This is a genomic window from Streptomyces sp. NPDC054847 (assembly GCF_053610925.1).
The window spans coordinates 1-13,746 of the sequence record NZ_JBSGZJ010000172.1; the positions used below are offsets into that span (position 1 = coordinate 1).

The 13,746-nt window shown below is 70.1% G+C and carries 8 protein-coding genes and 1 pseudogene; 7 read left to right on the plus strand and 2 right to left on the minus strand.

Features of this window, described 5'->3' with window-relative positions; all coding sequences use genetic code 11:
• Positions 1-45: 45 nt before the first annotated feature.
• Positions 46-252, minus strand: a pseudogene (locus ACWGH4_RS18675) (MFS transporter); the annotation flags it as partial.
• A 420-nt stretch (positions 253-672) separates the two neighbouring features.
• Here ACWGH4_RS18675 and fusA point away from each other — a divergent pair.
• The 6 genes from fusA to ACWGH4_RS18705 all read left to right on the plus strand — a co-directional run bounded on the left by fusA (position 673) and on the right by ACWGH4_RS18705 (position 9,820).
• Positions 673-2,763, plus strand: a complete 2,091-nt coding sequence (gene fusA / locus ACWGH4_RS18680) for an elongation factor G (protein WP_453461906.1) — start codon at positions 673-675, stop codon at positions 2,761-2,763.
• 349 nt (positions 2,764-3,112) lie between these two features.
• Positions 3,113-3,658, plus strand: a complete 546-nt coding sequence (locus ACWGH4_RS18685) for an SseB family protein (RefSeq protein ID WP_453461909.1) — start codon at positions 3,113-3,115, stop codon at positions 3,656-3,658.
• Complete coding sequence (locus ACWGH4_RS18690) at positions 3,655-4,302, plus strand: hypothetical protein (protein ID WP_453461912.1); 648 nt, start codon at positions 3,655-3,657, stop codon at positions 4,300-4,302. Before ACWGH4_RS18685 ends, ACWGH4_RS18690 begins: the two co-directional genes overlap by 4 nt.
• Positions 4,302-8,942: a putative T7SS-secreted protein gene (locus ACWGH4_RS18695; RefSeq protein ID WP_453461915.1), complete on the plus strand. Its 4,641-nt coding sequence runs from the start codon at positions 4,302-4,304 to the stop codon at positions 8,940-8,942. Before ACWGH4_RS18690 ends, ACWGH4_RS18695 begins: the two co-directional genes overlap by 1 nt.
• Positions 8,923-9,426: an Imm50 family immunity protein gene (locus ACWGH4_RS18700; protein ID WP_453461917.1), complete on the plus strand. Its 504-nt coding sequence runs from the start codon at positions 8,923-8,925 to the stop codon at positions 9,424-9,426. The genes ACWGH4_RS18695 and ACWGH4_RS18700 overlap by 20 nt, the downstream gene beginning before the upstream one ends.
• Positions 9,413-9,820 carry an Imm50 family immunity protein gene (locus ACWGH4_RS18705; RefSeq protein ID WP_453461920.1) on the plus strand — a complete coding sequence of 136 codons (408 nt, stop codon included), beginning with the start codon at positions 9,413-9,415 and terminating at the stop codon, positions 9,818-9,820. Before ACWGH4_RS18700 ends, ACWGH4_RS18705 begins: the two co-directional genes overlap by 14 nt.
• Before the next feature lie 60 nt (positions 9,821-9,880).
• On the opposite strand, the gene ACWGH4_RS18710 is transcribed toward ACWGH4_RS18705, so the two are convergent.
• Positions 9,881-12,562 (minus strand): helix-turn-helix transcriptional regulator, encoded by a 2,682-nt coding sequence (locus ACWGH4_RS18710; RefSeq protein WP_453461923.1) that lies wholly within the window; start codon positions 12,560-12,562, stop codon positions 9,881-9,883.
• Between the two features lie 500 nt (positions 12,563-13,062).
• Between ACWGH4_RS18710 and ACWGH4_RS18715 the strand changes: the two genes are divergently transcribed.
• Positions 13,063-13,716 (plus strand): isochorismatase family protein, encoded by a 654-nt coding sequence (locus ACWGH4_RS18715; RefSeq protein ID WP_453461926.1) that lies wholly within the window; start codon positions 13,063-13,065, stop codon positions 13,714-13,716.
• Positions 13,717-13,746: the final 30 nt, after the last annotated feature.

Consider the following 13,746-nt stretch of genomic DNA (forward strand, 5'->3'; position numbering starts at 1 on the left):
CGGTGCCCACCGAACGGACGGCGGGCACCGCCTTCGTCACGCGCCTCAGTGCCCGGCGGCCTCCGGGGAGCGCCGGATGCCGACCGCCGCCAGGACGGCACCGAGGACGCAGAGCACACCGGTGACGAGCACGGCCGAGTGCGCGCCGTTCATGAACGCCTGGCCGCTTCCCTCGACGACCGCGGCCTTCAACTGGGCGGGCATGTCGCCGGACACGGGGGCGATGCCCATCGCCACGGCGTCCTCGGCCTCGTGGGGCCTGGATAAACCGGTGTCGCGGGACCGGCCCGTCTCCCTAGACTCGGGACGCGCGGTGCACACGGCATCGCAGCGCCGTCCGGCGTCGGATCGAGGGGAGCACGACCATGCGTTGCCGCACTGCCGTCGTCGTTCCCCGGTCACGCTACGACGTGATCCTGATGTCCACGTCCACCCGGTGCCGGCTGCGCGGCCGCCACCGGAAGCCCGTGACGAACGCCTGATCCCCGCCTGCCCGGTGGCGCGACCCCAAGGTCCCCCGCCCGGCACGCCGTCATGCGCCCGTGCCCCCGATGGATGCGGGCCCATGTACCCGTGCCCCTCTGCCGGGGGACGGTGGGTGAACCACAACTCAGGGCCCTCGTACGGGAATTGCGCTGCCTGTCTCCCGACACACCTGAAAGGCCATGGGCCGTGCGCACCGACCCGCGACACCGATCCGTCTCCACCAGTCCGCTGACCCGCGTCAGGAACCTGGGCATCCTCGCCCACGTCGACGCCGGCAAGACCACCGTCACCGAACGGATCCTGTATCTCACCGGCGCCACCCACAAACGCGGAGAGGTCCATGACGGCACGACCGTCACCGACTTCGACCCGCAGGAGCGCGACCGAGGCATCACGATCTTCGCCGCGGCCGTGAGCTGCGACTGGGACGGCCACCGGATCAACCTGATCGACACACCCGGCCATGTCGACTTCGCCGACGAGGTCGAGCGTTCGCTGCGGGTGCTCGACGGCGCGGTCGCCGTGTTCGACGCCGTCGCCGGGGTCGAACCGCAGAGCGAGGCCGTGTGGCGACAGGCCGACCGGCACGGTGTGCCCAGGATCGCGTTCGTCAACAAGCTGGACCGCGCGGGCGCGGACCTGGACCAGGCTGTCGGGTCGATCAGGGAACGGCTGAATACCGTTCCGCTGGTGGTCCAACTGCCCGTCGGACAGGAGGACGGCTTCACCGGCGTGGTGGATCTGCTGCGCATGCGTTCGCTGATCTGGGGCGCCGGGCGGGACACGTACGAGGAAGGCCCGGTGCCTGACGCCCTGCTGGCGGAGGCGGCACGGCGCCGGCGCCTGCTGGAAGAGGCCGTGGCCGAACTCCATCCTGTCGCGCTGGAGGAGTTCTGCGAACGGTCCGCCCTCACGGAGCCGACCCTGGCCGGTGCGCTGCGCGACCTGACTCTCAGCGGTGAGGGAGTCGTCGTGCTGTGCGGTGCCGCGTACCGCAACTGCGGGATCGAGCCGCTGCTCGAGGCCGTCGTCGCGTATCTGCCCTCGCCGACGGACGTACCGCCGGTGCGGGGCACGCGGGACGGTGCCGAGCAGCAGCGGCCGGCGGACCCGGAGGCGGCGTTCGCGGGGCTGGTGTTCAAGGTGAACTCCACCTCCACGGGCAGGCTGACGTATGTGCGCGTCTATTCGGGCACGATCAGGAAGGGGGACACGGTGCTGGACGTGGGCGCAGTCCGTTCGGAACGGATCGGCAGGATCCTGCGCGTACAGGCCGACCGGCACGCCGAGGTGGACCGGGCCGAGGCCGGGGACATCGTGGCCCTGGTCGGGCCGAAGGCAGCCCGTTCCGGCGCGACCCTGTCCACGCCGGCCGCCCCGCTGCTCCTCGAACCGCCCACGGCGGCCGCTCCGGTCGTCACCGTGGCGGTCGAGGCGCGCAGCCGCCTCGACACCGACCGGCTGGCGACGGCGCTGGCCCGACTGGTCGAGGAGGATCCCTCCCTGACCGTCCGGACCGACCCGGAGACCGGTCAGACCGTGCTCTCGGGCATGGGCGAACTGCACCTGGAGGTCGCGGTGGAGAAGATCCGCCGCGCCCACGGGCTGGACGTCGGCGTCGGCCGGCCCCAGGTGGCGTACCGCGAGACCGTCGTGCGCGGCGTGACGGGTCTGGTGTACCGGCACGTCAAGCAGGACGGTGGCGCGGGGCAGTTCGCGCATGTCGTCCTCGACGTCGCACCGCTGGACCCGTACGACGACCGTGCGGAGGGCTTCGCGTTCTCGTCGACCGTCACCGGTGGACGGGTGCCGCAGGAGTTCGTCCGCGCGGTGGAGGCCGGCTGCCGGGACGCCCTGGCGGAGGGCCCCCTCGGGGGTCATCCGGTGACCGGGCTGCGCGTGACGCTGACCGACGGGGCCACGCACACGAAGGACTCGTCGGAGATGGCGTTCCGGGCGGCGGGGCGCTTCGGGCTGCGTGAGGCGCTGAGAACCGGCGTGATGGCGCTGCTCGAACCGGTCGTCGAGGTCACGGTCACCGTGCCCGACGACGCGGTCGGCACGGTCCTCGGCGACCTCGCGACCCGGCGCGGACGGGTCTCGGGCCAGGCGACGCGGTCCGGTACGGCGGTCATCACGGCGACGGTCCCGCTGGCCGAGCTGTTCGGCTACGCGAACCGGCTGCGCAGCCGCACGCAGGGCCGGGGCACCTTCACCACCCGCCCCGCCGGCTACGCACCGGCACCGGCCTCGGTGCCGGGCGGGTCGGTGTCGTAGCGCCGTCGGCGTGGGGCCGTCCTCGAAGGACGGCCCCGCGTCGGGGCCGCGCCGCCGTCCAGGCCACCCCCCAGGCCGCGGCCCGCTGTGCGTCGGCGGGCCCGCCTGGCCTGCGGGCCGCTCGACCGGTCATGGCACGCACCTGGGGTCTTGCCAGGACGGCAGTACGGTCGAGGAACTGCGCAACAAGGGGGCCTGGTATGTCCGGACGGCGGGTTCCTTGGAGCCAACGGACCGGGTGGCGTGAGATGACGTCTGAGGGTCGAGCCTCGGGAGGTGTCCGTCACAGTGCACCGAATGGGTATTTCCGCGTTGCCCCTGGGAACACGACCGTGACAGCATTCCGCGGGTGAGTGACAACGGGGATGACATATCGGGGCCTGACCGCCTCTCCAGACTGTCGGAGTTGGCCGAGTTGGCTGGTCCGACCGACCAGGGGGAACTGGTCGAGCAGGCAGATGAGCCGGGAGCTGCACCCGTGGCCGCGCCTGCCGAGCGGCCGGTGGCCGTTCCCGTTGCGCCGGTGGTGGATGAGGTGGCGGCGGGTCGGCGTCGGTTTGCGCGTTTGCTGGGTGAGTTCCGGCGTGCGGCTGTGTTGGCGCCGTTCGATGCGCAGGGGAGTTTGTGGACGGCGGATTTCAATGGGGTGCGGTGGATCTGTGCGTTCTCCGACGAGGAGGCGCTGTCGCGGTTCGCGCACGCGCAGCAGGATGCGGGGCGTGAGTGGGAGTTCCGGACGGTGCTGGGTGCGCGGTTGCTGGATGTGATGGTTCCGATGCTGCCGGGCCCGGCGGGGGTTGCGCTGGATGCGGGTAGCGAGGACGGCATGTTGTTTCCGCCGGTCGAGGGTGTGGTGCCCGAGGCGGCGGTGGTGGATCTCGGGGGGACGCAGTGAGTGGGGAGCAGCCGGATCTTGCGGCGCCGCCGTCGGCTTTGGTGGAGATCGCGAACGGTATCAATCTGGCGCATGCGGAGCTGAAGGAGCTCGGCATGATCGGGGAGGCGACGACGGGCCGGGGGTTTTCTGATCTGGCCCTGTCGGGGCTGGAGTTGGGGCACGGGGGTTTGACGTCGGAGTTCGAGACGTTCTGCAACCGGTGGGAGTGGGGTGTTCGGGCGCTGACGGTGAAGGGCAATCTGGTCGCTCAGGCGTTGGGTCTGTCGGCGGGATCGTTCGCCGAGCAGGAGCAGTACATCAAGGACAGCATCAAGATCGGCGTGAACTCGCTCAACGGCAATCCGCATCTGTCGGAGGACGAGGTCAAGCAGATGAGCTGGGACACGATCCGGGACCAGCACGCGTGGGACAACGCCGACTGGAGCAAGGAGTCGTTCACCGAGGCGCATGCCGAGGTGAAGCAGACGTGGGCCAACACCACCTACGACGTGATGGACGCGCAGAACGACGCGATGGAGCGGGCGGGGATCCTCGACCCGGCGGTGCGGGACCGGTTGGACGCGCAGTTGCGTGAGGACCTGGACCCCGATCAGGCGACGGTCGATCAGGCTGAGCAGCCGCGGTGGGGGGAGAGTCGCTGATGGTGGACTGGGGCGGGCTGGTCGACAAGGGCGTCGACATCGTCGACGACGGGATCGACAAGGGCAAGGAACTGGTCGGCGAGGGCGTCGACTATGTGACCGACAAGGCCGGCGAAGGCCTGCGGCACTACGGCTACGACGGTGTGGCGGAGGCGGTGGAGGACTGGGGGGACGAGACCGCCTCGTCTCTCGGTGCGCAGGTGGGTGAGCAGCAGCTGGGTCAGACCGAGGAGGCGAACGAGCTGATCCACGGCCGGCCGGAGAAGATCGCCGAGTCGGTGAAGAACCTGCGGGACTTCCAGAAGGCGTTCGACCTGGTCGGCGGTGGGCTGAAGAAGATGGACTCGGCACACTGGAAGGGTGAGGCGGCCAATACCTTCCGGGAGAAGTTCGAGCCGCTGCCCACGGACTGGCTGCGCGCGGCGGACGCGTGCGAGGATGCCGCCAAAGCCCTGGAAACCTACTCCAAGGTGATCACCAGCGCGCAGGGCAAGGCGAAGGAGGCGATCGCCCTCTACAAGGAGGGTGAGAGCGACTCCAAGGCGGCGGTCGAGGCGTACAACAAGAAGGGGCGGGCGTACGACGCGGCGCGTAACAGTGACAATCCGCTGCCGCATCCGGGTGAGTTCACCGATCCGGGCAAGGCGAAGCGGGCCCGGGCACGGGAGATCCTCGCCGACGCCCGCAAGGCCCGCAACGAGGCCGCGGAGAGTGCGAAGAGCGCGGTGACGGCGGCGATGGCGCACGCGCCGAAGGAACCCACCGGCCGGGACAAACTCAAGGCCGAATTCACCGACTACGCCCTCGGCATGGGCGTGGAATCCATGCACCTGGCCGGCGGCGTGGTCAAGGGAACAGCCGGCATCGTCAACTTCGTCCGCTCCGTCAACCCGCTCGACATGTACAACCTGACCCACCCGGCCGAGTACTGGAAAGGCGTCAACACCACACTCGCCGGCATCGCCTCCACCGTCGCCAACCCCGACCGCGCCCTGAAGAACGCCTGGGAAGCCGCCAAGGGCGACCCGTCCGAATTCCTCGGCCGCCTCATCCCCGAACTCCTCGGCACCAAAGGCGCAGGCGCCGTCAAGGGCCTGGTCACCGCCGGCAAACACCTACCCGACGCCAACAAGCCGGGCAGCACCCGAGGCGACCACGACCGTGACCCCGACAGCGGCGGCAAGAAGTGCACCGACACCAAGTGCGACGGAGACCCGGTCGATGTCGCGACCGGCCGGATGCTCCTGCCGCAGACCGACATCGTCCTGCCGGGCTCACTGCCGTTGGTGTTCCAGCGCACGCATGACTCCTCGCACCGGTCCGGCCGCTGGTTCGGCCCGACCTGGTCGTCCACCGTGGACCAACGCCTGGACATCGACTCCGAAGGCGTGATCTTCACCTGCGCCGAGGGCAGCCTCCTCGCCTACCCCCACCCGGCCCCCGGTGTCCCCGTCCTGCCCACCCACGGGCGCCGCTGGCCGCTTGACCGCGTCGACGACGGCTACACGATCACCGACCCGGACTCCGGCCAGGTCTGGCACTTCACCGACCACACCGCCGAACTCGCCCTGCTGACACAGATCGACGACCGCAACGGCCGCTGGATCACCTTCGAGCACGACGAATCCGGTGCTCCGACATCGATCGTCCACCACGGCGGCTACCACCTCAAACTCGCCACCAGCGAAGGCCGGGTCACTGCCCTCCACCTCGCCGGCGCCGCCCCGGACGGCTCGGACCAGGAGATCCTCCGCTACGGCTACACCGACGGCCATCTCACCCACGTCACCAACTCCTGTGGCCGGCCCCTGCGCTTCGGCTGCGACGAACACGGCCGCATCACCTCGTGGACCGACACCAACGGCAGCCATTACGACTACGTCTATGACGACAAGGACCGCTGCACCTACCAGACCGGCTCCAACGGCCACATGGAATCCCACTTCACGTGGGACGACACGGACCCGGAAACCGGCCTGCGGATGACCTCCATCACCGATGGTCTCGGCCACACCAAACGCTTCGTGATCAACGACCGTGCTCAGGTCGTCACCGAGATCGACGCACTCGGCGCGGTCACCCGCTACGCATACGACCGCTACAACCGACTCCTCTCCCGCACCGATCCACTCGGCCACACCACCCGCTTCACCTACGACGAACAGGGGCGGCTCACCGAAGTGGAACGCCCCGACGGACGGCGGCTCCGTACGGAGTACGACACGCTGGGATGCCCCGTTCGTGTCAGCGGCGCGGACGGCGCCGTTACGCGCCAGACGTACGACGAACGCGGAAACCGCACATCGGTCACCACCCCTTCGGGCGCGACTACTCATTACGTGTATGACGGGGCTGGTCACCTCACGTCCGTCACGGACGCTCTCGAGCACCGCATCCTGCTTCGCTGCGACGGGCGGGGGCTACCGGTCGAGACGACAGATGCATTGGGCGAAATCACCTCGTTCGAGCGCGATCCCTTCGGACGTCTGATCACGTACACAAATCCTCTCGGCGCGGTAACCCGCTTCGAGTGGAGCGTCGAAGGCCGACTGCTCCGCAGGACCGAGGCGGACGGAACTGCGGTGTCGTGGACGTACGACGGGGAGGGCAACTGTCTCTCCCACACGGATGCGATGGGTGCGACGTCAACGTTCGAGTACACGGACTTCGACTTGATGGTGGCCCGTACCGGCCCCTCTGGAGTGCGCCACGAATTCCGGCACAACGCCAATCTTCAACTCGTGCAGGTGACCAACCCACAAGGTATGACCTGGGACTACACATACGGCCCCGACGGCCGGCTGGCGACGGAGTCGGACTTCGACGGTCGCGTCCTTGCGTATGCCTACGACGCCGCTGGTCGCCTCGAGTCCCGGACCAACGGAGCCGGCGAGACGATCAAGTACGCGTACAACACGCTGGGCCAGGTGATCCGGAAGGATGCAGGCGGACGCGTCACAACGTTCGAGTACGACGTCTTCGATCAGCTCATTGTCGCGGCCACGCCGGAGTCACGTCTCACCCGTATCCGCGACCGCTTCGGTCGTATCACGTCGGAGACGTCGAACGGCCGCACGGTGCTGTTCCAGCACGACCGGCTCGGACGACGGGTCGGCCGCACGACGCCGAGTGGGGCCGTCAGCCAGTGGTCGTACGACGCTTCAGGGCGACGCAGTGAGCTGAGAACATCCGGGCGCACTCTGGCGTTCGAGCGTGACGCCATGGGGCAGCAGGTCGCCTGTCATGTCGGGGAGAACGTTACGCTGAGTAGTCTCCTCGATCCCGTGGGCCGCGTGGTGGTGCAGGACGTGACATCCCATGGCCGCAGCATTCAGCGAAGGGGCTACTCCTATCGAGCTGACGGCAACCTCGTCGGAATCGACGACCAGTTGTCGGGCAGCAGGCGCTTCGATGTTGACCCGGCAGGCCGCGTCACTGCGGTGCATGCCACGAATTGGTCGGAGCGTTACGCGTACGACCCAGCCGGCAACCAGACGGATGCCGCATTGCCCGACGGCTATCCCGGGTGGGAGGCCACCGGTTGCCGCGAGTACACCGGCACCCGCATCAGCAGGGCGGGGAGCGTCCGCTACCAGCACGATGACCAGGGCCGGATCGTCCTGCGTCAGAAGATACGCCTGTCCCGTAAACCCGATACATGGCGATATTCGTGGGATGCCGAAGACCGCCTGATAGCGGTGACCACGCCTGGCGGCACGGTATGGCAATACAGGTACGACGCGCTGGGCCGCCGCACGGACAAAGTACGTCTCGGCGAGGACGGGCGGACACCGGTTGAGCACATCGCCTTTACCTGGGACGGCGCGACGCTCTGCGAGCAGACGTCTCGCGCGGACTCATTGCCGAGCCCCGTAACGCTGACCTGGGATCACGACGGGGTGCGCCCCTTGGCCCAGGCGGAGCGCATCAGTTCGGACACCGATGCCCAGAGCGTGTTCGATGAGCGGTTCTTCGCGATCGTCACTGATCTCATCGGAACCCCGACCGAACTCGTCGACGAGGACGGGCAGATCGCCTGGCGCACCCGCAGCACGCTGTGGGGGACCCTCACATGGGCGGCGGAGAGCTCCGCCTATACCCCGCTGCGGTTCCCCGGCCAGTACTTCGATCCGGAAAGCGGCCTCCATTACAACCTCCGGCGCTTCTATGATCCGGAGATCGCTCGCTACACGTCGATGGACCCGCTCGGACTGAGTCCGGCTCCCAATCCCTCGGCTTACGTGCACAACCCCCACCTGTGGTCCGATCCGCTCGGCCTCAACCCGTGCCCGCCGGTCACCCTCGCCGATGCCAAGGCCAAAGCGCTGCGCGACGCCGGCGTCCCCGAAGGAGCGGAGCCTTTCGATTCGACGGACCATGCCATGGCAACCAAGCCCGACTGGCAAGGCGGCGGCGCCCAATTGGATGAAACCGGAAGGCCGATCTTCTACAGAGAAGAATGGTACGAAACGGCCGATGGTGACATCATCCTGTTCCAGGACCATCATTTCGGCCACCAGAAACCGGGCGAACCCGGTTACCAGGGTCCGCATGTGCATGTTCGTCCCTACGAGAACACAAGGAACGGACAGATCCCCGGCTGCGAGGAGCATTATTACTATGACCCTGAACTGGGCTGAGCTGATTCAGAACCCGAAGGAGCTCAACGCCCTTTACCCAGCTCCGCCGCCGCTTCATGCCGTCACTCTCCGCTCCGTACATCTGAATCGCTACGGGCCTGCGGTGACGCTGCGCATTGACCTGCCGGAGTTCCCGCAGGAGCCTCCCACCGAGTGGAGAGAAGCTGGATTCGACAGATTCCAGTGCCAGCTGCGCTTCATTGCACTGGAGGATTTCGGGATGGAAGGGTGGCGGCCGCCCGTCACAGCAGATCTACGGTTCGACAGATGCGGAGCGAACCGTATCCGTGTGGCAGCCGAGTCACCTGGTCTCCGGCTGGCCTTCGATGCCGCCGATGCTGTGGTCATCGGCCATATGAGTGCCTTCGCAGCGGGCCGGGCGGGAACCGATGACGGGCCTCACCGGTTCGTCGGGAAACTTGATTCCCGTAAATTCAGCAGTCTCCCGAGCCTTGATGAGAAGACGTTTTATGAACGCATTTGAATGGACCGACCTGCTCGAAGAGCCGTGGAACACGCGTGAGACGCTCAGCGCGCCACCCGAACTCGGTAATTGCAGGCTCGACTCGTGCCACATCGACGAGCGGGACACGAGCGTCACGCTGGGATTCGACACCCGGCGCGTTCCTGGCAGCTCGATCCCCGGTTACGACGCGTCACAGACGAACGCTCTGGAGTTCTTCGTCACCTTCACCTCGGTCACCGGCCTCCGTATCAGCGGCTGGGGAGGCGCTGCCGGTGGATCGGTGAGGATGTTCCGCTCGGAGAGCGGCGGCATCGAGGTGACCGTCGACGCTTCCGCGGGGCAGATCTCCTTCCAGGCCCGCTCCGCACTGCTCTCCCGCGCCCGGGCCTACCTCGCCTCGGGCGCCGAGTAGCAACGGCCTGCCTGGCCGGGCCGGTCGCCGACCGCACGTGTGCCACGACCGGCACGGCGGTCACGACAGGTCCAGCCCTGCCAGCTCCTTCCGCGAGGTCACGCCCAGCTTCGGGTATGCCTTGTACAGGTGGTACTCCACCGTCCGTCGGCTCAGGAACAGTTGTGCCGCGATCTCGCGGCTCGACGTGCCCGCGGCCGCCAGGCGGGCCACCTGGAGCTCCTGGTGGGTGAGGGACGCCGCGGGGGAGGCCGGGGCCGTGGGCGGTGCGGCGGGGCTCGCGCCGGTGGCGCGGAGTTCGGCGTGGGCCCGCTCCGCCCACGGGGTGGCGCCGAGGCGTTCGAACGTCGCTGCCGCCGCACGCAGTTGCGTGCGGGCCCGGGTGGTGCGGCGCGCCCTGCGGAGGGCCTCGCCGTGGAGCAGTTCGGTGCGGGCCAGTTCGAAGGGCCGCCGGCCGGACAGCGGGCCCCGGGCCTCCCGGTAGGTGTCGATCGCGCGCTCGTAGCCGGTCAGGTCGTTGGAGCGCATCGCCTCGACGCGCAGTGCCGTCGCCCGCGCCCAGGGCAGGCCGCTCGCCTCGGCCCACGCGGTGAACCGCCGAGCAGCGCGGTACGCCCGGGCGGGCTCCCCGAGCCGCACGGCCGCCTCGGCCGCGTCCGCGCAGGCCAGGACGGACGCGATGGAGTGCCAGGCCCCGCCCCGTTCCGTCTCGTCGGTGCGGCGCAGTACGTCCTCGTACCGGCCGAGCCCCAGGTCCAACAGGATCAGGGCGGCGGTGCCGTGGCTGCCGTCGATCGTCGGCCCCGTCCGTATCAGCGAGCGCACGCGCGTCTCGTCGCCCTCGATGGCGGCGATCCGGGCGGCGACATGGTCGAGCTGCACCCGGCGTTTGCGCAGTCCCGTGTCGCGGGCGAGTGCCGTCGCCTCCGCCACGGTGACCAGCGCGTCACGGTGCTCTCCGGCGAAGACCTGAATGCGGCCGAGCACGCTCAGCAGGAAGGGCAGCGGCCCGAGGACACCCTGTTGCCGGCAGTGCCTGATGCCGGCGTCCACCACCCGTCGGAGCCGCGCGTCGTCGCCCAGCAGCAGACCGACGGTGACCGCCTGGGTACGGGCGTGATGCCCGGACGCGCCCCCGTCCGCCCCTGCCCGGTCGGCCTCGTCCACCTCCGCGAGGAGCCCGGCGAGGAGCGGCAGCCCCTCCGCGAAGTCGCCTGCCGCCACCCGGGCCAGGCCCCGTACCGCCAGGTCGCCGGGGCTCTCGCCCTCCTGCACCTCCGGTCGCGCCGCGCAGTCCCGCAGGGCGTTCAGGTCGCCGCTGTGCCAGGCGTAGAACGCGGCGGTGCGGACCATGTCCGCGCCGCGTGCGGGAGAGTCCGCGGAATGGCCGACGAGCAGCCGCACCGCGTCTGCGACGGCGTCCTGCTCGAACAGGGACAGGGCTCGGATGTACGCCAGTTCGGCCAGCGCGGCCGGATCCTCGGTTCCCGCGGCGGCCTCTTGCGCCAGTTCGCCCGACCGCGCGGCGAGGCCGGCCTGTCCGGCGGACCGGGCGGCCGCGGTGAGTCGCGCGGTCCGGTCCGCGGGGTCCGGGGACATCCGGGCCGCCTGGTGGTAGACGTTCGCCGCCGAAGCGTGGCCGCCCCGGGCGCGGGCCCGTTCCGCGAGCGCTTCGAGCCCGGCGGCGGCGTCCTCGTCCGGGCCGATGGTGGCGGCCGCCCGGTGCAGAGCGCCGCCGTCGGGTGTGTCCGCGGTGTCGGCCAGTGCCCGGTGGACCGCGATCCTGCGGGCGAGCGGGGCGCTCCCGTACGCGGCGGCCCGGATCAGCGGATGCCGGAACGCGACCTGGTCACCGGTGACTTCGACGAGCCGCTCCGCCTCCGCCGTGGCGAGGTCCTCCGGGCCGGCGCCGAGCAGCGCCGCGGCCTTCATCAGGTGCGCGACGTCGGCCCGTGACTCGGCGGCGGCGACGAGCAGCATCAGCCGGGCACGGTCCGGCAGGGCCGAGACACGGGAGCGGAAGGACGCGAGCACCCTGCCGGTGGCCGTCAGCGGCGCGGCCGGTCCCGGCTCCGGCCCGTACGAGGCCGCGAACTCGGTGAGCGCCAGCGGGTTTCCGCCGGATTCACGGATGATCCTCTCCCGTCGTACGGGCGTCACATCGAGCTCGCCGAGGAGCCGGCCGGCTTCCTCCCTGCCGAGCCGGGCGGGCCGCAGCTCCACGAGCCCGGGAGCGGCGAAGCCCTCGTCGCGGGCGGCGAACACCATCGCGACGCCCTCGGCGGTCAGCCGTCGCGCCGCGAACAGGAGCGCGTGGGCGGACGGCGCGTCCATCCAGTGGGCGTCGTCCAGCAGACAGAGCACCGGGCCGCTCTCGGCCACCTCGGCGAGCAGCGACAGCACCGCGAGCCCCGTCAGGAAGCGGTCCCGGCCCGCCGGCCCGCCCGCGCCCAGGGCGGCGCCGAGGGCCTCCGCCTGCGGTGCGGGGAGCGCCTCCATGTGGCGGGCGACCGGTCGCAGGAGCTGGAGCAACGACGCGAAGGCCAGATCGGCCTCCGGTTCCACGCCGGTTGCCCGCAGCACGGTCAGGTCCGCCGCCGAGTGCGCGAGGTGCGACAGCAGCGCGCTCTTGCCGATACCCGCCTCTCCCCGCAGGAGCACGGCACCACTGCCGCCCGCCCGCGCGTCCGCCACGAGCCCGTCCAGGGCCGCCAGTTCTGCATCCCGCCCGTAGAGCACCACGATCCCCGCCCCCGCCTCACGTACGTACCTACTGAAGCTCTACGGATTCGCCCCGACGCGTGCCCGCCTAGCTTCACCACCATGGTCATGGCAGACAGGATCTTCGCATTCCTGGCGGCGGGCGGGCGGTTGCTCCCACCGCCGGTGCCCGGGCGCCCGCAAGCGGCGGGCGGTCCCGCCCGGACGGCGGGTGGACGGCCTCGGGTGTCGGAGCCTCGGTCACGGCCCGGCTGGGCCCGCGGGCCGCGGGGGAGCGCCAAGGCGTCATCGGCATGGGCCGGCCGCTCGCCGAGCCGGCGGACCTGTCATGGCGGCGGGCGTCGTCGCGCTCGGCCCGGCCGGCGCCTGCTTCCTGCTCCTGACCGTGCACGCGGTTCGCCGTGCGGTCGCCGCGGCGACGGGCGGTCAGGCCCGTACCCGAGGGAGCGCTCGGACGGCGGCCCGCGCCTGAAGCAGTTCGACCGCACGAACACCGGAAACAAACAGAGAGAAGGAATCCGATGACCGCATTCAACCGTCCGACCGGGACCGGCCGCGTCCACGAGCCGCTCACCCGCGACAACACCGCGCTCCTGCTGGTCGACCACCAGGTGGGCCTGTTCACCGGGGTCCGGGACATCACCGTGCAGGACCTCAAACACAATGTGGCCGGCCTGGCGAAGGCCGCCGGTCTGCTGGGTCTGCCGATCGTCACCACGACGACCGCGGCGTCGAGCATGTGGGGCCCGCTGGTCCCGGAACTGACGGCCGCGCTGCCGGCCGGGCACAAGGTCGTCGACCGCAGCAGCGTGAACGCCTGGGACGACGGCCGTGTCCGCGAGGCGATCGAGGCCACCGGCCGGACCAAGCTCGTCGTCGCGGGCGTCTCCCTGGAGGTCTGCGCCACCTTCCCGGCGCTCTCCGCGACCGCCGCCGGCTACGACAGCTACGTCGCCGTCGACGCCTGCGGCACCTTCTGGGCCACCAAGCGCGAGACCGGAATGCTCCGGCTGCAACAGGCGGGCGTGGTCGTCAGCGACTACTCGGCACTGATGGTCGAGATCCTCGCCGACAACGCGGACCCGATCGCCGGCGAGGTCTACGGCGCCCTCGACATGCCGTTCGCCACCCTCGTCGGACAGCTGGCGGCGGCACTCGGCCCGGGCCGCGACTGACCGGCGGCGTCGGCGGCCCCGGTCCACGAG

Excerpts from the sequence above, each read along its gene's own strand:
- ACWGH4_RS18715 (WP_453461926.1), top strand. The coding sequence starts at position 13,063 with ATGACCGCATTCAACCGTCCGACCGGGACCGGCCGCGTCCACGAGCCG.
- ACWGH4_RS18700 (WP_453461917.1), top strand. The coding sequence starts at position 8,923 with ATGACCCTGAACTGGGCTGAGCTGATTCAGAACCCGAAGGAGCTCAAC.
- ACWGH4_RS18695 (WP_453461915.1), top strand. The coding sequence starts at position 4,302 with ATGGTGGACTGGGGCGGGCTGGTCGACAAGGGCGTCGACATCGTCGAC.
- ACWGH4_RS18705 (WP_453461920.1), top strand. The coding sequence starts at position 9,413 with ATGAACGCATTTGAATGGACCGACCTGCTCGAAGAGCCGTGGAACACG.